The 21,225-nt window shown below is 45.2% G+C and carries 20 protein-coding genes; 5 read left to right on the plus strand and 15 right to left on the minus strand.

Translation table 11 applies throughout. The annotated features are described in order from the left end of the window. Nucleotides 1-6 precede the first annotated feature (6 nt). Complete coding sequence (locus tag J2Z28_RS01270) at nucleotides 7-483, minus strand: DUF6790 family protein (RefSeq protein WP_026080959.1); 477 nt, start codon at nucleotides 481-483, stop codon at nucleotides 7-9. A 423-nt stretch (nucleotides 484-906) separates the two neighbouring features. On the opposite strand from J2Z28_RS01270, the gene J2Z28_RS01275 reads away from it, so the two are divergent. Both J2Z28_RS01275 and J2Z28_RS01280 read left to right on the plus strand, forming a co-directional pair. Further along, nucleotides 907-1,332, plus strand: a complete 426-nt coding sequence (locus tag J2Z28_RS01275; protein WP_047843833.1) for an Rrf2 family transcriptional regulator — start codon at nucleotides 907-909, stop codon at nucleotides 1,330-1,332. 111 nt (nucleotides 1,333-1,443) lie between these two features. Beyond that, entirely contained in the window at nucleotides 1,444-2,301 is an 858-nt protein-coding gene (locus tag J2Z28_RS01280; protein WP_211080864.1) for an SDR family oxidoreductase, read from the plus strand. 196 nt (nucleotides 2,302-2,497) lie between these two features. Here the strand turns inward: J2Z28_RS01280 and J2Z28_RS01285 are convergent, their stop codons facing one another. The 7 genes from J2Z28_RS01285 to J2Z28_RS01315 all read right to left on the minus strand — a co-directional run bounded on the left by J2Z28_RS01285 (nucleotide 2,498) and on the right by J2Z28_RS01315 (nucleotide 9,224). Further along, nucleotides 2,498-3,037 (minus strand): RNA 2'-phosphotransferase, encoded by a 540-nt coding sequence (locus tag J2Z28_RS01285; protein WP_244988030.1) that lies wholly within the window; start codon nucleotides 3,035-3,037, stop codon nucleotides 2,498-2,500. Between the two features lie 31 nt (nucleotides 3,038-3,068). After that, entirely contained in the window at nucleotides 3,069-3,509 is a 441-nt protein-coding gene (gene imm48 / locus J2Z28_RS01290) for an Imm48 family immunity protein (protein WP_211080866.1), read from the minus strand. A 308-nt stretch (nucleotides 3,510-3,817) separates the two neighbouring features. Then, nucleotides 3,818-4,807 carry a serine/threonine protein kinase gene (locus J2Z28_RS01295; protein WP_211080867.1) on the minus strand — a complete coding sequence of 330 codons (990 nt, stop codon included), beginning with the start codon at nucleotides 4,805-4,807 and terminating at the stop codon, nucleotides 3,818-3,820. A gap of 299 nt (nucleotides 4,808-5,106) precedes the next feature. Next, on the minus strand, nucleotides 5,107-5,976 hold the full coding sequence (locus J2Z28_RS01300; RefSeq protein WP_036615225.1) for an alpha/beta fold hydrolase: 870 nt from the start codon (nucleotides 5,974-5,976) through the stop codon (nucleotides 5,107-5,109). Nucleotides 5,977-6,186: 210 nt separating this feature from the next. Then, a complete protein-coding gene (rnhA, locus tag J2Z28_RS01305) occupies nucleotides 6,187-6,840 on the minus strand; it encodes a ribonuclease H (protein ID WP_211080868.1) in 654 nt (217 codons plus the stop codon). A gap of 537 nt (nucleotides 6,841-7,377) precedes the next feature. Then, nucleotides 7,378-8,145: an ABC transporter ATP-binding protein gene (locus J2Z28_RS01310; RefSeq protein ID WP_127545022.1), complete on the minus strand. Its 768-nt coding sequence runs from the start codon at nucleotides 8,143-8,145 to the stop codon at nucleotides 7,378-7,380. 2 nt (nucleotides 8,146-8,147) lie between these two features. Further along, nucleotides 8,148-9,224, minus strand: a complete 1,077-nt coding sequence (locus J2Z28_RS01315) for a FecCD family ABC transporter permease (RefSeq protein WP_211081028.1) — start codon at nucleotides 9,222-9,224, stop codon at nucleotides 8,148-8,150. A 166-nt stretch (nucleotides 9,225-9,390) separates the two neighbouring features. Between J2Z28_RS01315 and J2Z28_RS01320 the strand changes: the two genes are divergently transcribed. Further along, complete coding sequence (locus tag J2Z28_RS01320; RefSeq protein WP_211080869.1) at nucleotides 9,391-10,455, plus strand: ABC transporter substrate-binding protein; 1,065 nt, start codon at nucleotides 9,391-9,393, stop codon at nucleotides 10,453-10,455. 220 nt (nucleotides 10,456-10,675) lie between these two features. Beyond that, nucleotides 10,676-11,875 carry an MFS transporter gene (locus J2Z28_RS01325; protein WP_211080870.1) on the plus strand — a complete coding sequence of 400 codons (1,200 nt, stop codon included), beginning with the start codon at nucleotides 10,676-10,678 and terminating at the stop codon, nucleotides 11,873-11,875. 103 nt (nucleotides 11,876-11,978) lie between these two features. Here J2Z28_RS01325 and J2Z28_RS01330 read toward each other — a convergent pair whose 3' ends face one another. Beyond that, nucleotides 11,979-12,431 carry an Lrp/AsnC family transcriptional regulator gene (locus J2Z28_RS01330; protein ID WP_211080871.1) on the minus strand — a complete coding sequence of 151 codons (453 nt, stop codon included), beginning with the start codon at nucleotides 12,429-12,431 and terminating at the stop codon, nucleotides 11,979-11,981. A gap of 170 nt (nucleotides 12,432-12,601) precedes the next feature. Here J2Z28_RS01330 and J2Z28_RS01335 point away from each other — a divergent pair, with 170 nt between their 5' ends. Beyond that, nucleotides 12,602-13,786 carry a serine hydrolase domain-containing protein gene (locus J2Z28_RS01335; protein WP_211080872.1) on the plus strand — a complete coding sequence of 395 codons (1,185 nt, stop codon included), beginning with the start codon at nucleotides 12,602-12,604 and terminating at the stop codon, nucleotides 13,784-13,786. A 55-nt stretch (nucleotides 13,787-13,841) separates the two neighbouring features. Here J2Z28_RS01335 and J2Z28_RS01340 read toward each other — a convergent pair whose 3' ends face one another. The 6 genes from J2Z28_RS01340 to J2Z28_RS01365 form a co-directional block, all read right to left on the minus strand. Continuing rightward, complete coding sequence (locus tag J2Z28_RS01340; protein ID WP_211080873.1) at nucleotides 13,842-15,203, minus strand: amino acid permease; 1,362 nt, start codon at nucleotides 15,201-15,203, stop codon at nucleotides 13,842-13,844. Between the two features lie 860 nt (nucleotides 15,204-16,063). Continuing rightward, nucleotides 16,064-16,762, minus strand: coding sequence for an RNA polymerase sporulation sigma factor SigK (gene sigK, locus J2Z28_RS01345; protein WP_017687130.1), 699 nt, complete (start codon nucleotides 16,760-16,762; stop codon nucleotides 16,064-16,066). A 130-nt stretch (nucleotides 16,763-16,892) separates the two neighbouring features. Next, nucleotides 16,893-17,072, minus strand: a complete 180-nt coding sequence (locus tag J2Z28_RS01350) for a hypothetical protein (protein ID WP_036615241.1) — start codon at nucleotides 17,070-17,072, stop codon at nucleotides 16,893-16,895. A gap of 218 nt (nucleotides 17,073-17,290) precedes the next feature. Further along, nucleotides 17,291-18,238, minus strand: a complete 948-nt coding sequence (locus J2Z28_RS01355) for an alpha/beta hydrolase (RefSeq protein ID WP_211080874.1) — start codon at nucleotides 18,236-18,238, stop codon at nucleotides 17,291-17,293. Between the two features lie 403 nt (nucleotides 18,239-18,641). Beyond that, nucleotides 18,642-19,889 (minus strand): MFS transporter, encoded by a 1,248-nt coding sequence (locus tag J2Z28_RS01360; RefSeq protein WP_211080875.1) that lies wholly within the window; start codon nucleotides 19,887-19,889, stop codon nucleotides 18,642-18,644. A 26-nt stretch (nucleotides 19,890-19,915) separates the two neighbouring features. Beyond that, nucleotides 19,916-20,842, minus strand: a complete 927-nt coding sequence (locus J2Z28_RS01365; RefSeq protein WP_211080876.1) for an ADP-ribosylglycohydrolase family protein — start codon at nucleotides 20,840-20,842, stop codon at nucleotides 19,916-19,918. Between the last annotated feature and the right edge of the window lie 383 nt (nucleotides 20,843-21,225).

Raw genomic sequence — 21,225 nt, forward strand, 5'->3', positions numbered from 1 at the left:
TACAGCTTAGTGCATTACCCAGATTCCACCAGCCAATACGGAGAGAACCGTGATAAACGTTTGATACACCACATCCATAATGAGATTCCCGATACTGTCTCCATCTGCCTTGCGATTTTTAATCATGACATAAGTATGTGACCAAAGACCACTTAATCCGTATATGTACATCGTTACCAATACACCAACCCAAAAGTTCCCCTGGAACCAGATGGCCATAATCCCCATAACTCCAAGCCCTACCTGGGAAAAACCGTATTTAACCTGAAATGGTCCACCAGGCCATCCTAACATTTTGGCTGTCTGATCCGCTCTGGCAATGTTGACAACATAACCAATCACTCCAACCAATCCAAACGTAACCACAAACTGATGAAGCAGCAACACCCTGCTAATCTCGCTCATTTCCCCGGGAAAACCTAACACATATAGGTGTACTCCCCCTGAAATTAGACCTAACAACCATAGAACCAAAAACCACATGCCTGTCCCACTCCCGCCGTTTGTTATTTGGAATCATTTGTAACTAAATGTACAATCTTGTAGTTAAACACATTATATAATCGCTTTTACATTTGTCAATTAATACATAATTTTCTAGTTTGTCGAAGCTTTTGTCATTTTTCTTCTTCTGTACGCAAACAAGAAAACCATATAGTTCCATTTAACTTGAAAATAATAGGAATTTAGCCCTATTATTACATTAAAAGGTTTGAAACCTACTTCTTTTTTAACGCTTCAAAAGAACCACAACTCATTTATTTGACATAGCTGATAGTTCAATTATCATCTGTTTGATCATCTACGATTCCAGAACAACAGCAACTATCCATTAAAATATAATATAAAGGAATTGACATCCGATCGCTTTGTAACTATTATAGTTACAACGGTGGTGATTATCCCATGAGACAAATCAGCAGTCGCTTTTCCATTGCGGTTCATACCCTGTCCCTGATCGCTGTTATGCCCAATGAATGCACCGGAGATGTGATCGCGCAGAGTGTGAATACAAATCCCGTGATTATTCGGCGGATTATGTCCAAGTTGAAACAGGCTGGACTGATTGACGTCAGACCCGGTGTGGGCGGTGCTTCCTTGTTGAAAGATCCGGCCAACATTACCCTTCTTGATGTATATCGAGCGCTTGAGGTCGTGGAGGATGGGGAATTGTTTAACTTTCACAAACATCCGAATCCGAAATGTCCGGTCGGCAACATGATTGAACACACCTTGCGTGCCGAACTCATTGAGGCTCAGACAGCCATGGAACAGCGCTTGAATCGTGTAACCATACAGCAGATGATGGATCAGATTCATGTATCTGAATAACAAAGCTCATTATGAGCTTTTTTTAACCCTTTCGTTGTAATCACACCTGTTATAACACCTTTGATTACATCCATATGCAACCAACAACACATATTATAGGAGGAAAAGAAAATGAAAATTTTGGTTACTGGCGCAACAGGTCAATTGGGTTCACTGGTTGTAGAGGCATTGTTAAAAAACAATTCTGCCAAGGATGTGGCAGTAAGTGTACGTAATCCAGAGAAAGCGGAAGCACTCCGCACTCAAGGCGTTGACGTGCGACACGGTAATTTCGATCAACCGGAGACGTTGGAGAAAGCTTTCGCTGGTGTAGACCGTCTGTTGCTGATCTCGACTGATGGTGACAATGAAACGCGTATTCGCCAACATCAGGCTGCCATTGACACTGCCAAGAACGCAGGCGTGGGTTTCATCGCTTATACAAGCGTTGTGAATGCAGAGAAAAACACCCTTTCCCTGGCGGAAGTTCACCGCGCTACAGAAAAAGCTATTCGTGAATCCGGCATACCGTATTCCTTCCTGCGCAACAACTGGTACCTGGAAAATGAAGCAGGCAGTGTGCAAGCCGCTACGCAAGGTGCACCTTGGGTTCATGCCACCAACAACAGCCAAGTAGGCTGGGCTACCCGCAGTGACTACGCCCATGCTGCTGCAGCTGTACTTGCAGGTGAAGGACATGAGAATACCGTGTATGAATTGTCCGGCAAACTACGCACGCAAGCTGAACTGGCTGCCATTGTTGGTGAAGTGCTTGGGCAGGAAATCAACGTGCAAAACGTGGACGATGCCGCTTACGCTGACATCATGAAAGGTGCAGGTCTACCGGACTTTGTCGTATCGATGCTTGTTGATATGCAAAGTGCCATCCGTGAAGGCGCATTGGCTGTAGAGAGTGATACATTAGAGAAATTGCTTGGCCGTCCGGCTCAGCCACTTAGCGAAGGTATTAAAGCAATTGTAGGCAAGTAAGTTTTGGATATGAGAAAGGGACACACCAACAAATGTTGGATGCGTCCCTTTTTTGGTGTAGCTAACGATCAATACAACGGTATACAACTTGAACGGAAGACTGCACATTCAATCCATTCATTGCGACTGCTGCAATTCGAGATAGGTATTTATGTTTTCCACAACAGTTCATCACTCATTGCTCACCAGTCACTGCTCACTGCTCAAGAATATAACGTGCGGGAATATGATCGGCCAGCCAGATATTTTCGTTTCCATGATAAAAGAGGATTCCGTCTGTGGCCGCTTGAGCAGCATTGATTTTCAAAATGACAGGCTGATCATCCCGTCTTCGTCCCACCTGATTGGCCGTATCGATATCTGCGGACAGATGTACATATTGCCTTTGCCGCGGCTGTAAGCCATGTTCCATAATAGAATGCACTGCGCGTGCCGGGGTCCCATGGTACAGGGTTTCCGGTGGCTCAGCAGATATCTTCGATATCTTATGGGGTGTCGAATGTCCATACAATGCCCGGATGCGGCCAGAACGGATTTCATGTCTCTTTTTCTCCGAGGCTTGAATCATCTGCTCCAGATCGGCTTGCGTGACTTCCTTCCAGTACGGACTTTCATGTAAAGCCACCAGCAATTGCGAGATTTCCACCCAACCCTCTTCGTCCAGTTCCAGCTCATACTCCCATGGTGCATGTCGCAGAGCGTATGAGAGTTCCTTGCTTAATTTCATCAGATCCAATACAATCATCTCCCGCATCTATTAAAACCGTCTATTTTTGCGATTGAACCGCTGTTAAAATCTCCTGAATGTTACGTTCCAATCCTTCATCGTCTTCCTGATTGAATTGGCGGTGTCCATCAATCCCACGTTGGATAATCGTATTCATCACCGGATGAACCTCACGATCGGAAGCCACCCGAATCAGATCATCGGCAAAATCAACCGCCTGCTGTTCACTGTAATTAAACGGTTTAATCAGCATCCGAATGCTCAAGGCATGGGCCTGCGGCTCCGCTAGCTGATCCCGATGAGTGATGCCATACACCGCGCCAAAACCAAAAGCAGCCATGACCTGACGCTCCAGTTCTGTCGTCTGTTCCAAAGGCGTGCCAATCAGCTCACACATTTTGTCCACCATCTGCTCCAGCTCGTTTGCTGCCGCAGCCAGAATTACGTCATTAATATCGTCAGCGTTGATAAAATCAGTCATATTGGTTTTCTCCATTTCTGCACCGTATTTGATCCATTCTCTCAGACTCTATGAGAACATTGTATCGGAGTTGGGGTGTTCGTTTCAAATTCATCTATAGGTGGAGCTGTTAATCACGGCATGATTCATCGTCTGGCTCACTCCGAGACGAACTCCATAAAATATAACGTCATTCAATTACATCCGATTCCCTATAACATAATAAATAACAAAAAAACCAAATCTCCTCTTTTATAAGTCGACTTGGTTTAATCTATTGTACGAATATGCTCATCTAGCATACCATTTTATAAAAGAGGTGTTATAACTCAAGCCATCTCATGTTGCTTTTTCGACTCCACTTCATAGACCTGCGTATGTTGATTCTCGGCTAAAGACCATTCCACTGTACCTGGCTTGCGCACTTTCCATACCCAGGCTTGAACTCGTAGCGAGCTTCTGACCCAAGCTAAGGAAGCACAGCGTTTCTCAGAACGAACCGTCAACCCCCAATGAATAACACGAGCGAGCCAAGGATTCACATACTCATTATGTGAGCGAACAGATGGCAATTCATCCTGGAACAACCGCTGTTTCACGTCCATAGGGGGTTGCCCGCATGTCCAATAATGGAGCAGAGCTGCCAAACTATAGATGTCCGACATCGGTCCCTGACTAGATTTCTCCGAATAAAACTCCAGCGGAGAATAACCTGCCGATGTAAATATCACCTGTTTCTCTCCGGATTGCATAGGCCAACGGGTAGCTGAGCCAAAGTCCAGAAGTTTGGGTGTACCATCCTCCATGACCATAATGTTGGAAGGTTTCACATCCCGGTGAAGAATGCCTTGCTTATGTATGTAATCCAATGTATCCACCAGTGGAAGCAGCGTCTCCGTTATGAAGGCAGCATCAAGAGCATGATTATGTTCATTTAAATACTCGGTCAATGTGATTCCCGTGCAGTATTCCATAACGAGATACCCCGTACCATTCGCTTCAAAATGATCCAAATATGATACAATATGAGGATGATCCAGTTTCGATAACAGTTCACCTTCGAGTAAAAATGCACCAAGCAACTCCTGGTATTGCCCACCGTATCCACGCGAAGAGCAGAACACCCCTCGCTTGTCTGCCTGCCGTTCAGCCATTCTCTGTGGGAAAAATTCCTTAATGGCTACTTTTGCACCTGTGTTACGATCTCGCCCTGCATATACAATAGCCAACTCACTGCTGGCTAATACCTGTCTTACCTGATATGTATCATTTATAATCACATTGCGCTGCAATGTCATTTTACAATTGTCTTTTCTCATAACAGACCTCTTTTCAACCTTGTCGATCGGAAGACTTTCCGCGTAAATGCATCACTTGGTTTAACCAGTCAGCAATTCATCGCCAACTATACATATAAACCAAATGATGCAATTTGAAACACCTTAACGCGAAATATTTAAATATTAATGATATCAAGCCTTCTTCGTTCTACTGCTAATCCCTATCTACACTATTCTATAGAAGAAAAGCATTCTCTTATATAGAGTATCGACAGATGGATGTAATTACTTTATTAAACTGGAGAAAAACATTTCCCATCCTTCATTTACAGCTTTTATTAATAATTATTCTGTAAAAAACGCCCGATTTCCTCGTTCATCTGAACCAATACGTCCTGTGAAGGAAAATGTCCTGTATCATACTTGATGGCTTCTACATTCGTAATAATCTTTTGAGCTCGCTCAATACACTTATCCGCTGGGAAAAAGACATCCTTCTCTCCTACCAATAACAAGGTTGGTGACGTATAATTCACCAGTTCTTCTCGCTCCGTGAGCTTGGGCAGATCCTGATCTATGCTGACGTATTTAAAAAGTTTACCGATAATGTTTTTATCCATTTCTTTCATGCAGTTGCACGACATGTTGTCCGTAATTTTTTGCAAAGAAGATGGTGAAGACGTCATGCGATACTTGACGAGTGGCAACGTGATATCCTGAGCTGTTTTAATTTTGGAATTGACCGCAAGACCAGCAGGAGCAACCAATACAGCACACGAGATGCGTTCCGGAATATAGGTAGCCAGTCTGAGAATAATGCCTCCTCCAAACGATGGGCCGATAAATGCACTCTTTTCGATATCATAGTGATCCAGCAGATCCGATACCCATAATGCCAAGCTATCAAACCGTGTCGAGATACTCGCTTCCTCACTATAACCAGGATGGCCAATCGTATCAGGAGCAATAATCCGGTATTCTTTAAATAAAGAAGAGAACCAGGACAACGTCATCGGATTCACACAATTACCGCCTTGGAGAATAAATAACGGCTTGCCATCTAGAGGACCCGTCAGTAAAACATGTGTCTTTCCAAAACGCGTCTCTACATACTCCCGAGTAAATTCCTCACCCAACTCGTTCAAATAAATCTCATACTCTTCAAGTATGCTGCTCTTGCCTTCTTCACTTCTATAAATGGAACTCATGTCTGCCTCCTGCAATATATACTCAAATACCCCATTCTATTGAATGGACTTGCTAATCAATGGACCAAAAAGATAAAGAGGGCCTGCAGATGACAGGCTCCTCCATATGTTTAACTAATCATATTCAGATGATTATAGAGCGGAAACTGGAAATTGTAAATAACGATTCTAATAGACCAGAAATTAAGGAGGCATCCTTTGGAAAAATCCCTACTTCCGGCCGTAATCTGCCTTGATTTCGCCCCACTGTTTGGTCTGCCATTTTAGCACTTTATTGCTATACGTATTCGTCTGGAGCCACTGCTCCGCACGGTCAATCATCAGCCAGATTTCTTCCGTGGAGTTGTCTCTTGGTAACGTTGTGGCTACTTTTTTCTGCTTTAGCCATTTCATGGCATTGACCGAGTCGGTATACACCGTTTTGGTACTGCCTTCCTTTTTCAGATGTGCGAGGGCATGTACAATGGCTAAAAATTCACCCAGATTGTTCGTGCCTCTGGAGATCGGTCCGACGGAGAAAATAACCTCACCGGTGCGGGTGTCTACCCCTTTGTATTCTACAGGTCCGGGGTTACCACGTGTGCCCACATCAACAGAGATGCTGTCGTAATCCACTTCCTCTGACGTTTCCATGCCAGCACTTCTTCCGCTACCAGCCGATTTTGTCTTCGACGCTCCGCCTGCACTTGATCCCCAATTTCCCTTCCACCCAGCACGATACGCTTCTTCTGCGGCTGCTTTGGACTCATAGGATTTATATTTTGCTCCGGTATAATGATCCGTCTGCGCTTTGCAATCTGCCCATGTGTTATACACACCCGGCTTCTTGCCTTCCCAGACAACATAGTATTTCTGTTTTGCCACTGTGACCCGCTCCTTTGTTCACTTCATCAATACCCTATTGTATACGATCCGGTGGGCGGAATGAAAGCTATGGATTCAGCCAACTGCATAATCCCTCCAACTCCAGAACAGCCTAAGAAACAAAGCGCATACTGGAATAGAAAGGAATATACGTATACTGGATATGGAAATCTGTTTTACTTGTACTTATCGGCATAATTCTGCTGCGCATTGCAGGACGCAAGTCGATCTCACAGATGAGTGTCGCCACAACCGTCATCATGATCTCCATCGGAACAACGATTGTACAGCCCATCGCAAATCATGAGCTTGGCATAGCGATAACTCCTCAGATATTTTCCAAGAAGTTAGCAAAGGTGCTCATGCTCATCCCGTTGATCCTAAGCTTCAATAGTTAATCCCTACCCCCATCTAAAAAACAAAAGACCAGCCCTGTGAGCACTCAACAACATCGCTCCGACAGGTACGGTCTATGTTCACTTCAATTGATATTTCGAAAGATTTCTCCACGTCATCCAAACGAAGATATAGTCCCAATCAACGTGTACTCAGGTAAGCAATGCCTAAGCCGCCCGTAACTGGATTTGTATAGATTTCACAATCGACATCAAATACCTCACCAATCATCTCGCGAGTCAGAATATCAGCCGGTTTGCCATGGACCACAATCTGGCCCTTTTTCACCACATAGAGATAATCGCAATATGCTGCGGCGAGTTCGAGATCATGCAGCGCTGCCAATATGCCAATGCCGAGTCCACGGACAATATTTAGAATCTGAAGCTGGTATTTGATGTCCAAATGGTTCGTTGGCTCGTCCAGGATCAGGAATTGAGGTTGCTGTGCCAAGACACGCGCCAATACGACACGCTGTTTCTCTCCACCAGACAGAGACACGTAATTGCGGTCTGCATGTCCAGTCAGATGTACTTTTTCCAAAGCCTGCTCGACGATTTCGTGATCCCGTTCATTATCCGTCTCCAGCATTTTTTTGTGTGGGGTACGGCCCATCATGACCATCTCGCGTACTGTAAAATCAAAACTCAATTCATTAAACTGGCCAACAACGCCCATGTGTCTGGATACAAGCTTTGGACTGGATTTGAGAATATCGGTATTGTCTAGAAAAACCTTACCTTGCTGCGGTTTGATCACTTTATAGATGCTCTTGAGCAGCGTTGACTTGCCACAACCATTGGGTCCGATCAGTCCAACGAACTGTTTACCGTTCACCTGTAATGAAATATCCTTGATGATGTCTGTGTTCAGCACAGAGATGGATACATTTTCTACGTTCAGTTTCATGTTTAATTTCCTCCAAAACCGTAGCCTTTTTTGACCAGCATATACATAAACATTGGTGCACCAATCATGGCCGTAATAATACCGATTGGCAACTCCACGCTGGATATGAGGGATCGTGCAATAACATCCGTCCAGATGAGGAAAATGGCTCCAAACAGCACGGATACAGGCATCACTTTACGATGGTCGGAACCCACCAGACCTCTGACGATATGCGGAATAATGAGTCCAACAAAACCAATCATGCCACAGCTCGCCACCATAACGCCTGTCACCAAAGCGGTTAACAGCATGTACACCCTGCGGTACACACTCAGATTAATGCCCAGTGTAACGGCTGCTTCATCCCCCAATAACATCGTATTAAGAACTCTGGACTGTAAAAGGAAAAATAGAATCGCCACCAGCACGACGATACCCACGAGTGGAAGCTTGTTCCATCCGGAAGCCGCCAGGCTGCCCATGGTCCAGAACGTCACCGTTTTGATGCCTTCAGCATTGTTGGCAAAATAAATAATAAAGTTCGAAAAAGCGCTGCATAACGCGTTAATCACCATTCCCGCAAGCACCAGCTTGACCGACGTCATTTTCCCCCGAATCCCTGCCAAAGTCAGGACCAGTAAGGACGCACCCATCGCACCGGCAAAGGCCCAGAAAGCCACCCCCGTCTGACCTAGCCACCCAATCGCACCGAATCCAATAAGAATTGCAAAGGTTGCTCCAAGTGAAGCGCCTGAGGATATACCCAGTATGTAAGGATCAGCAAGTGGATTCTGCACAGCAGCCTGCATAACAGCACCGCACAAGGCCAAGCCTGCACCGATAAACATCGCCATCAGCACACGCGGGAAACGAATCTGCCAGATAATATCGGTAAAGGAACCTGCCTCAATGGGTGTTGTCCCCCACTGAAATCCCGTTAATTTGTATAAAAGAATACGATACGACTCCGCCAGTGGAATTTGTACCTGTCCAATGGAAACTGCAATACCTACGGATATAAGCGTAATCATGATTAAAGCTGCAATCAGTAAAGCAAACCCGGATTTACTATGAATTAGAGACTCTCTTTTCCCCATACGCTGTGTCTGAACCTGAACGGTCTGTGCCATCTCTTCCCCCATCAATTCGCGTAAAATGTAGAACAAATTAAATTTAGCTATTTACAATGTGTTTTCTCGGATTATAATTGAGAATGATTATCTTTGTCAATTTAAAACACATAGAAAAGGGGTTCATCATTTAATGAAATTCACATCCAGAACCATTGGCATCGCTGCTCTAAGCCTCCTGTTACTGCTGCTTGCAGCCTGTTCAAATGCATCAACTTCTTCCCCTGCCGAAGAAACAACTTCAACAACTAACACGACAGAAACTTCAGCTCCTGCTGAGAATACAAATAAAACGACGTACCCGCTCACCTTTGAGAATTTCACGATCTCGGGTGAGGGCGGCGAGTGGAAACCCAAAGTGCAAGTATTCGATAGAGCACCTGAACGTGTTGTTGCGAATACCCAGTCTGCGGCTGAGATGCTCATCAAATTAGGTCTGACCGATAAAATGGTCGGTGTTGCTGCTCTATACGGTTCCGTTACACCGGATGTGGCTGATGATTTCGCCCAAATTCCGGTATTGTCCAAGGATTATGTAGGTAAAGAGCTGGTTGTAGGTGCAAGCCCGGATCTGGTACTCGGACGGGGCGACCTGTTCGCTGATGCAGACTGGGGCGTGGGTACGGTCGATGGATTGAATGACATGAATATACGGACGTTCCTGCAAACGACGAATCACAAAGGCACACTAGATAGCCTCTATAGCGATATTGCACAACTTGGGCAGATCTTCGATATTCAAGATAATGCCACAACATTCACGGAAAGTCTGAAGACTCGTGTTGCAGCCATTAAGGCAAGTGTAGCCGATCAGCCTGATCATACTTTTGCTTATATCGTACCCGCTACGGAAGACACCATTACGGTAAGCAGCATGCAGAACGATACGTATCAGCTTGATGCACTTGGCCTGCTGAAACTGAAAAATACGTTTGATGGTGTGCAAGGTGAAGTTAGTGTTGAGCAACTGATTACAGCGAACCCGGACTACCTACTCTTGTCCGCTTATGCCGGTTCACCGGATATCGATAAGCTAATTGAGAACCTGTATGCCAACCCTGCCCTGCAAAGTATGAACGCAATCAAAAACAAACAGATCTATGTCACAGATTTCAGCCAGTTCTGGGGTTATGGATATCAAATTCTGGATGGCATTGAGAAAATGGGACAGGAAATGAAAGCAAATCCAATCAAGTAATAACTTGAGCCAATGAGCAGGAGAAGACATTCTCCCTGCTCATTTTTTCAGTCCACTTTAGAACATACTAAATTAACGGATAAACTCACAAATTAAATTAAAAATCATGTTAAAACCTCCTTCTTACCTTTAATCCTGTATGCAAAAGTTTGATTTTTTCAGATAAGCTTATATGCATAGTTCTGGATAGGATTAAAATATAAGAAATGAGGTTTTATTCATGACCGCTCACACATCCCTCCCAAAACAAAGGGAGCTGCCTTCCATATCTTCAGAACGCCTTCCGTGGGCTGGGCTACTTGCTTTAGCCATGGCGGGATTTATTTGCATCCTCACTGAAAGCCTGCCTGCGGGACTGCTGCCGCAGATTGCAAAAGACTTGGGGATCACAGAGGCCCTCACAGGACAGTTGGTGACTCTTTATGCCATTGGATCACTTGTTGCTGCCATTCCCTTGACTACTGCTACACGCGGATGGAGACGCCGACCTCTACTGTTAGTATGCATTAGTGGTTTTCTTGTCTTTAACACCGTTACCGCCTTATCTTCGGATTATATCCTGACACTTGCTGCTCGTTTCATGGCGGGAGTCTCTGCGGGTGTGTTATGGGGAATGACAGCAGGTTATGCTCGTCGGATGGTCCCGGATTCGCTAAAAGGTAAAGCCATGGCTGTGGCTATGGTCGGCACACCGTTAGCATTAGCCCTGGGTGTTCCAATCGGTAGTTTTCTTAGTTCTTATATCGGCTGGCGCCTCATCTTCGGGATGGTATCTCTTCTGACCGTAGCTTTAATCGTATGGGTTCTCTGGAAAATGCCGGATTTTGCCGGAGAGCCAGCTGGTGAACGTCTTCCGCTGCATAAGGTGTTTTTAATTCCGGGAGTTAAGCCTATTCTGTTTGTTGTTCTGGCCTGGATGCTTGCCCATAACATCCTATATACCTATATTTCTCCCTACCTTGCCCAGACCGCATTTGCTAACAGAGTCGACTTGATTTTGCTCATTTTCGGTTTTACTTCCATTGTTGGAATTTGGTTAACCGGCATGCTCATTGACCGATTTTTGAGGAGATTGGTTATCATTAGCTTGGCATCATTCGCTCTGGCCTCTGTCGTGATGGGAATCGCTACTCATCAACCTGTGATTATTATCCTTGGCATCATGATCTGGGGACTTACGTTTGGCGGAGCCGCGACACTGTTACAGACTGCCATCGCTCAAGCCGGAGGCAAAAGCACAGATGTCGCTCAATCGATGCTGGTTACAGCATGGAATCTGGCGATTGGCGGAGGAGGCATCATCGGGGGCATCCTTCTTGAAGTATTTGGAGCAGGATACCTTTCTGGGGCGCTGTTTATTTTGCTCATTCCTGCGTTGCTTGTAGCTATGCGTGCTTATAAATATGGATTTCCCAAGTAAGTAAAATAACAGGAAGGCATTTTGCATGAGTTACACACAGGAGGAAAGAGGAGTTCACTTGATGTGGACTCCTCTTCTGTTTTTCATTTTTAAGACCAGAATCTTATTCTGCCCGTGCCAACAGATTTGGTCCTTCCACGAGATTCTTATGTGCAATTGGAGAAGACATGGTGATTAAAGTCATGTAAGTACCGTACGGATCACACTTGTTCTCAAACTCCTCGAGTCCCTGAATGGTGTCTGTGAGGATTTTCAGCAAGTAATTGTACTCCCCGCTTATCCGATAACATTCCACAACTTCAGGGGACGCACGACAGAAATCCAGGAAAGGATAACAATCCCGCGTACGAAAAAGAACATAGGCTGTGCTTTGCTTGCCCAATTTGGAGGGGGAGATCACGGTTCGATATTCCTCGATGATTCCCTTTTCTTCCATTCGTTTGACTCGTTCAGTAACAGCGGGCTGAGATAACCCCACCAGTTTGCCGAGTTCGGTCATGGATAATCTCGCCTGATTCTCCAAGTGATACAGAATATGCTGATCTATTTCGTCCATGTGATCCACTCCTTTAAATACATAAGATATATTCATAAATTACCTTAAGTATATTCGCCAATTCATTATAATGCCTTTAACAAACCATGTATTACAAGATCAATCATTTATATAATAAACACAGTTATCACGAGAAATCAAATACATCAGTTGGTGAGAGGAAGATAAGCATGAGAAAAAAAGACATGACGACATTGCATAATTATGTTGATGAAGCTATTGACCGCGCTCTAAGCGAAAAAAGAATCGTAGGAACAGTTGTACAAGTTGCAGTAGGAGGGGAACTGGTATATAGCCGGGCTGCTGGTTTCGCAGACAGGGAGCAAAAACGCAGCATGTCGGAAAACGCTCTGTTTCGACTTGCTTCCGTAACCAAACCTATTGTCTCGACAGCAGCTCTGGCATTAATCTCACAAGGAAAGCTGAGTCTACATGATCCGGTGACACGCTGGCTTCCTGCATTCCGGCCCAAACTTGCTAATGGTCAGGATGCTTTAATAACAGTACATCAGTTGATGACACACACGGCAGGCTTGACATACCGTTTCTTCCAAGAAGATCAGGGAACCTATGAGCTTGCAGGAGTATCGGATGGAATGGATTGGTCTGAAATTAGTCTGGAGGAGAATCTGCAAAGGCTGGCTTCTGCTCCGCTTCTGTATGAGCCAGGCAACATGTGGAGATATTCCATTGCGACAGATGTACTTGGTGCCGTTATCGAAAAGGTAACTGGGATGTCACTACGAGAAGCTGTTCAAACGCTGGTTACTCATCCACTTCGCATGACGGACACTGATTTTTTTGCAGTGGATTCGAATCGGTTGACCGCTGCATACGCTGATGGTTCTGAAGAACCGCGTCTTCTTCATCAGGTGTTGGAGCTGATTCCTTTTATTGAGGGCACTGCTGGCTTCCGACTGTCACCCAATCGTGCGAATCGTACTTCTGCTTACTTGTCGGGCGGAGCGGGTATGGTTGGAAGTACCGGAGATTTTCTTACTTTACTTGAAGCATTGCGACAAGGAGGACAGCCGCTCCTTACAGAAGCCGTTGCGGCTGAGATGTCTACCAATCAAATCGGTGATCTCGTGATGCCATACTGGCCAGGAAGAGGGTTTGGCCTTGGTTTTACCGTACTTAAAGATCCTGTCGCAGCCGGTACACCTGAATCAGCGGGTACATGGCGAATGGGTGGAACATACGGTCATTCCTGGTTTGTTGATCCAAAAGAAGAACTTAGTGTTGCAGCATTCACCAACACGGCACTTGAAGGGATGTCGGGCCAGTATACCACCGATATCTGTAATGCCGTCTACACGGGCATTCGTGAAGGCAAAGAGGCTGCAAGAATATAAATACGAATAACCGCCCAATATCATTGGGCGGCTTTATTTGGCAACGATGGTAAGACTACTGTCTGTTATTACTCAAATTTTTCTTGTTGAGAAGGTAGATCCCCGCAACAAGAATAAACCACACTGGCGTGACAAACAGTGCCACACGCGTATCCTCGGCCAATGCCAATACCACTAGCACAAACGCCAGAAACGCCAGGATTAAGTAGTTCGAAAACGGATATAGTGGCAGTTTGAAGCGGTTGCGACTCGCCAGTTCCGGCTGAGTACGACGATATCTGAGATGACAGATTACCATGATGCCCCAGACAAAGATAAAACACACGGTCGACACGCTCGTGATCAGCGTAAATACGCCCTCTGGCATGATATAGTTCAGCACAATCGCGATCAAAATAACAATCGTGGAGAAAAACAGCGCGTTGGAAGGAACCTTCCTGTTATTCAGTCGTGCAAATGATTCAGGTGCGTTGTGATCCTTTGCCATGGAGAACACCATACGGCTTGTACTGAAGATGGCACTGTTACACGCTGACGCTGCGGACGTCAGTACCACGAAGTTCACAATGCCTGCAGCAGCCGCAATACCTACAGCGGCAAACACTTGTACAAACGGACTTTCAGTAGGCACAATGGCGTTCCACGGATAAATACTCATAATAATCAGCAGTGCGCCAACATAGAAGAGCAGTACCCGGATCGGAATCTGGTTAATGGCTCTCGGAATAACCTTCTCCGGGTTCTCCGTTTCCCCTGCTGTCAGTCCCACCAGTTCCATGCCTACAAAGGCGAACACTACCATCTGGAACGATATGATGAACCCATGCAGGCCATTCGGGAACCATCCCCCATGACTCCACAGATTGGTGAAACTCGCTGGACCCTGATCCGTGGTAAAACCTTTGAATATCATATATAAACCAACAACAATGAGTGCAAGAATAGCTACGACCTTAATCAGTGCAAACCAGAATTCCATCTCCCCAAACAACTTGACCGTTGCCAAGTTCATGATTAGCAAAATGACCAGCGCAATTAACCCTGGCATCCACTGAGGTACATTCGGAAACCAAAATTGCGTATACAAACCAACGGCCGTAATATCAGCCATAGCAATGGAGATCCAGCAGAACCAATAGGTCCAGCCTGTAATAAATGCCGCCATATTTCCCAGGTAATCACGCACAAAATCGACAAAGGAATGATACTGCAAGTTGCTTAACAGCAGCTCCCCCAATGCACGCATGATCAGGAACAACACAACACCCGTAATAATGTAGGCCAGCAAGATGGATGGCCCAGTTAGCTGGATCGTTTTGCCTGCTCCGAGAAACAGACCTGTACCGATCGCACCTCCGATCGCCATCAACTGCACATGCCTGTTCTTTAATCCCCTTGTTAACGTTTCTTGCTGCATGATCAACCACCACTCTCTTTCTGCAAATGCTCTCTACGATGTAAAATATTATTACTCATCATATAATAATCTGCTCAGAATACATATCCCTCATTTATATATTTTTTTGCACAGCAAAAAGGCCACCTTTGTAAGAGGTGACCTTTTGATACGCTCGTATTTCATGCCCTTTGCTTTTATAATCTTGAGTTGCATTCGATCCATACTATCATCAGCCTATGTACATTCCTTTGTTATCCTCATGCCATGTCATGCTGATTATACATATCTATAGAAGTATTTAAAAATATAAGCCAAGCATAGAGCGGCAACGACTAAAAAGGTAATTGCTAATGAACGTTCGTTTTTCCAAATTCGAATAGCATTAGCAACATTAATTATGAATAATGCAAGCAAGTTAATGGTACCCGAGTTTGATTGAAACGAGTTGAACACGATCATCATAAATCCTACGATCCAGATTAACAAAAACCACAGTGGAGTTTTCTGAAAAAGCTGCTTCATTATGATGTACTCCTTATATATTAAATTGGTCTGTGTATAAGATATTCTTCAACAGGAATTAAAATTCCTTTATTTAGGTCATAATCCCAAATAATTAATACTATATAGACCAATTTTAAGCATCTTCACAGTAAAAAGGGCTCCCGATAAAGGTGCCCTCTGGTTGTTCAGCTATTCCTTTTGCTTATCCAATCTGTTCTGAGGATATCAATTAGTGTAATTTCATTGCCCTCTTTGTCCGTACCATTTTCAAAGAGCGCGGTGTATCAAATTTTCGATCTTAATGCATCTCGCTACAAATATGGAAGGTTCAGAAAGCACCATCTTTTTAACGAAAAGTGCTATCTAACCAACAACTACTTTTGCTTATAAAACTCATGATACAGCTTCATTAACGCTCGTTTTTCAATCCGTGATACATAAGAACGTGAGATGCCCAGTTCCTTCGCAATTTCGCGTTGAGTTCGTTCCTCCCCGCCCGCTTCCAGGCCAAATCGACCGATTACAACTTCCTTCTCCCGATCATCCAGGATGTCTAGATTGCGATAAATTTTACTTTTTTCAATCTTGAGCTGTACCCGATCTACAACATCATCAGCTTCTGTGCCAAGGATATCGATTAATGTAATTTCATTGCCTTCTTTGTCCGTACCGATAGGGTCGTGCAGGGATACATCTTTGCGTGTTTTCTTCAGGGAACGCAGATGCATAAGTATCTCGTTTTCAATACATCTCGCCGCAAATGTGGCAAGCTTCGTGCCTTTGCCTTGTTGAAAACTTTCGATGGCTTTGATCAAACCAATGGTTCCGATGGAAATCAGGTCTTCCTGATCTTCACCCGTATTGTCGAACTTCTTGACGATATGCGCGACGAGGCGCAGATTGTGTTCAATGAGCAGATTGCGAGAGTGAGCATTGCCTTCAGCCATAAGGCGCAAATGTTTGGCTTCATCACCCTCAGCCAGTGGCTGGGGGAACGCATTATTTTTGACATACGAGACGAGTAACGTTAACTCTTTAATGAATAGAGCAATTGCGGTAAACAATCCGGGCACAGATGACACCTCCTGCAGTTTTACAACGATCTGGCCTGAGCACATGTGGGAACAGGGTCGATCTATTGTATGTAGGCAGAGGCCCAGAAGTGCACGTACACTTGAAAAAGGGGATGATCTTGCGAAGATTTCACAGACTCACAGAAACTATGGAGCCTACCCGCTGAAGCAGGAGAAATTCTTTTTCCACACTTTCGATAAAATACTTCTTTTCACCAAATAGGACAACATCATTCTGGGCTAATGAGACATCGCTTTTAAAATAGATCACATTGTCCGTTTCCCGAAACGCACCTTTGTAATAAAACATCAGATCCCTCTCCTTCATAACACTACCTATGTACTAAATTAAACCATTACTTACACTCTCATTAACCCCATCCCCAAAATTAAAAATACCCATGTGCTCCTTTCAGATGACTTGATTCATAACAAAAACCTCAGCTCTGTACGAAACAGAACTGAGGCAGTGGCTTATCCAATATGAATCCCAGTAATTATCTGAGAATCCCTATGAATACCGGTTAATCACTTGAAGATTCGTTGTGAGAACTGATACAGGCCGCTGTTCCAGACAGATGGTTCGTGTCCACCTACATCCACATAGAAGGTATGCGGAATGTTCATGCTGCTCAAGCCGTTTTTGAAGTTCTGGCTGACCCATAACAGACCGTCACTCGATCCACAGGAGATCCACAACAATTTGAGTTGGCTAGCGACTTGTCCCGGGTTGGAAACCAGCTGCGATACAGATTGCGTATTCGGTGCAGCCGAGAAGGCCCCTACCCAAGCGAAGGTATTCAGATTTTTCAATCCGAAGTTAAGCGACTGTCCACCACCCATGGACAGTCCGGCTAGCGCACGACTATTCTTGTCTTTGTACACCGGATAATTGGCCTCGATATGAGGAATCAGATCCTTGATCAGGTCTTGCTCAAACCGTTCAAACGCAGCCACTTTGTCCGGAGCAAAAATGTCACCGACTGGACGATCGTCCTTCATGGCACGACCATTCGGCATAACAACGATCATCTGGGACAACTTACCTTCAGAATACAGGTTGTCTAGAATGTTCTTTGGTTTCATTGCATTAACCCACTCATGCTCATCTCCGCCGATGCCGTGCAGGAGATACAGGACGTTATACTTTTTATTCGGAGAATATCCTGGCGGTGTATACACCGTCGCTTTCCGTGTATTGCCTACCGTTGTGGAGTAATAGGATATCAGATTGGTATTTCCGTGCGGAATATTGTTTCGATAGCCATCATAACCCGGTGGTGCCGGCACCACCGGAGTGTTAGCCAGCGCATTTTGCCCGGTATTATCCATGGTGCCGGTCGCTCCCTGATCTATCACAGACTGAAAGGGGGCTGGAGCTGGAGTTTCCTGCATATCCGTTGCAGACGCCATCGTTGGCACAAGGAGTGCTGCTGTGATGGAGAGACTCAGAATCTTGGACAGACGTTTTTTCATTAAATATCAATCTCCTTTGGAATATGATTTTAAACCGTGTACGAACCTCATAACAGGTCTTTCAGATACACACAAACCAAAATTGAAAGCCCTTACATTTTAAAACGAAGTCCCTCCTTTCCACGCATGAATACGGACCGCTATCCTTCACCTTTCCCAATACGGAAGTAAACATCCGCGATCCATAATTTACAATCAATTCCAATTACATCTTTATTATATCACCTCACAAGGCCTGTACATCATCAAAAAACTTAAATAACTATATCTTATAGTTTAAAAAGTATACTTCTTCACACCACCAGACCGTCTATTCGCTCCCCTACTCTGTATCTCATCATGATATAAAAAAACCTCAACGCTCCGTGTTCAACGGAAGAATTGAGGCAAACCGATTTCATTTTCAACTTGCCGACGCTGCCTCTGCAACCTCGACAATCTCTGGCCCATGATGTTTACGCTCCATGAACAGACTGAAGAGCAGTCCTAGCAAACCTAATCCGGCAATAACTGCGGCATACAAAGGTACAGATATAAGTCCCGTATGCGTAATTGCATATCCGCCCAGATAGGCACCACCTGCATTCCCCAGGTTAAATGCGGAGTGACTTGATGTTGTCGCCAGCAGCGGCGCTTCACGAGTCATATTCATAATCCGAATCTGAAGTCCCGGCATAATACCAAAAGCGGCTACACCCCAGAAGAATATGGTGATTACCGCGAGATAAGGATTATCTAGTGTAATCGTAAGTGCAGCTAACAGAACAGCTAAGATCCCAAAGTTGACGATCAGGGAAGGCATCAGCTTCCAGTCTGCCAGACGGCCGCCAACCATGTTACCCAAGGTAACACCGAAGCCGAAGAGCACCAAAATCCAAGTCACATTCTGCTCGGCAAAACCACTAATATCCACAAGCATGGGCGTGATGTAAGTAAACACGGCGAACAGACTCCCACATCCCATCGCTCCAACAAGCAGAACCAATAATACTTGGGGACGAACCAGATTCCGGAATTGCTGTCCGAGATTCGCTGGTGCTCCATGCGGGAGGACGGGGATGAAACGAATGATACCAATCAACGAAATGATGCCCAAGATCGTAATCGCCCCGAAAGATGACCGCCATCCGAGCTGTTGCCCGATAAATGTACCAAACGGAACGCCAATAATGTTGGCAATCGTTAGCCCTGCGAGAACAACCGATACAGCTCCTGCCCTTCTCTCGGGCGCAACAAGCCGCGTCGCCATGATTGAACCTACTCCAAGGAACGTGCCATGGGCAAATGCCGTTAATATCCGTGCTGAGATTAACAACCCATAGGTGGGAGCGATAACGGACAATGCGTTTCCGATAATGAAAATGCACATCAGCAGCACCAGCAGTTTTTTCTGCGGAATCTTGTGTGTAAATACGGTCAAAATCGGCGCACCTACCGCTACACCAAGCGCATATCCCGTAATGAGTTGTCCAGCCTGTGGAATGCTTACATTCAGGTCTGTTGCCACATTAGGCAGTAAGCCCATAATAATAAACTCGGTCATACCAATCGCAAATGCTCCTATCGTCAGGCATAACAGGGATAATGGAAACGCCCCTCGTTTACCTGACGGTGAAACCTGTGGTTGCACTGTGTGTCCAGTCGTGCTCATAGATGTTCTCTTCTCCTGTCTCTGAATCAACGATTTTCTGTCGCCTTCAACCACAAGGCATCTGTTAGTTGTTCGAATGTTTCACGCATAGCCAGCTTGTCCCGCCAGTGTGCCGGAATACCACTCAATCCATAATAAGCACCTGCGATTTGTCCGTACACCGCACCCGTGGTATCCGCATCATCACCCAGATTAACAGCTAACAACGCGCCTTCCTCAAAACTTGAGGACTTATAGAACGCCCATAGTGCTGCCTCAAGTGAACGAACCACATAACCACTGCCTTTAATTTCCGGCGGTTCTTTGCTCTGATAGGAACCCATAACAACCTCTTCAATAGCGGGCGAAAAAGTAGGTTCTTCCCTCCACTGTCTGCATGTCTCCGGCATCAGCATGACGCTCTTGTCCGCTCCGCGCAGACCGGCAACAATTATGGCGGCCAGCACTTCACATGCTTCCACGCTTTCCGTTGCAGCATGTGTTGTCCGGGAGCTCAGCCCAGCATAACGAACCGCCTCGTTAGGTTGATTAGCGTAAGCCATCACGACAGGTGCAAGCCTCATGATAGAGCCATTGCCCGCCGTCATCGGGTCAGTTGATCCGCTGTAGGCTTCTCCAGTTATCTCAAACCTCTCCAAGGCACTTCTTGTGGCCCCGCCGATATCAAAGCAATCGCCTGTGCTGCTCATATACCCGACCTTGTACCAATTGGTGTATCTTCGCATCTGATCCGCAGGATCAAAGTCTGCTTTACGTACCAAACTTTCTGCCAGACACAGAGCCATGGATGTATCATCTGTCCACTGCCCTGCCTCCAGCCCGAATACACCGCCACCCACGATATCCGTTACGGGTTCAAATGTGCCCGGGCTGCTGAATTCCACGGTAGTTCCCAACGCATCACCCGCTGCAAGCCCGATGAAGCAGCCATTAAAACGGTCCTTTTGCAACATGCTTGTCTTCCTCCCTTACTCCATATACTTTCAGAACCTTTCTTCCATTCTCCCACAGGGCCTGATCTGGCGTAAAGCTAATAAAATCCAATAAATTCAGCTCCATTTCTTCTATTATAAAAGTGTCGAAAGCTGTTGAACTACCAGATTATAAAATTTTCATAAAAAAAGTTTTATTTTTTTGAGCTGTAAAAACAGTTTATTCAGTACACCGCTTACATGCAAAAGGGTTAACGGTTTGCAACGTTCATCATTTTCTGAAAACAAATCATATATGTGAAAATTTTCAATGTAAACAATCATGACGCGCTTGACCCTTCGGTTTGTCCTATGTTACGGTTTTATTAGCTTAAAACGCATATTTTTTCCCAAATTAATATTCA

Origin of the sequence: Paenibacillus xylanexedens (genome assembly GCF_017874615.1) — a bacterium.
Classification (GTDB): domain Bacteria; phylum Bacillota; class Bacilli; order Paenibacillales; family Paenibacillaceae; genus Paenibacillus; species Paenibacillus xylanexedens.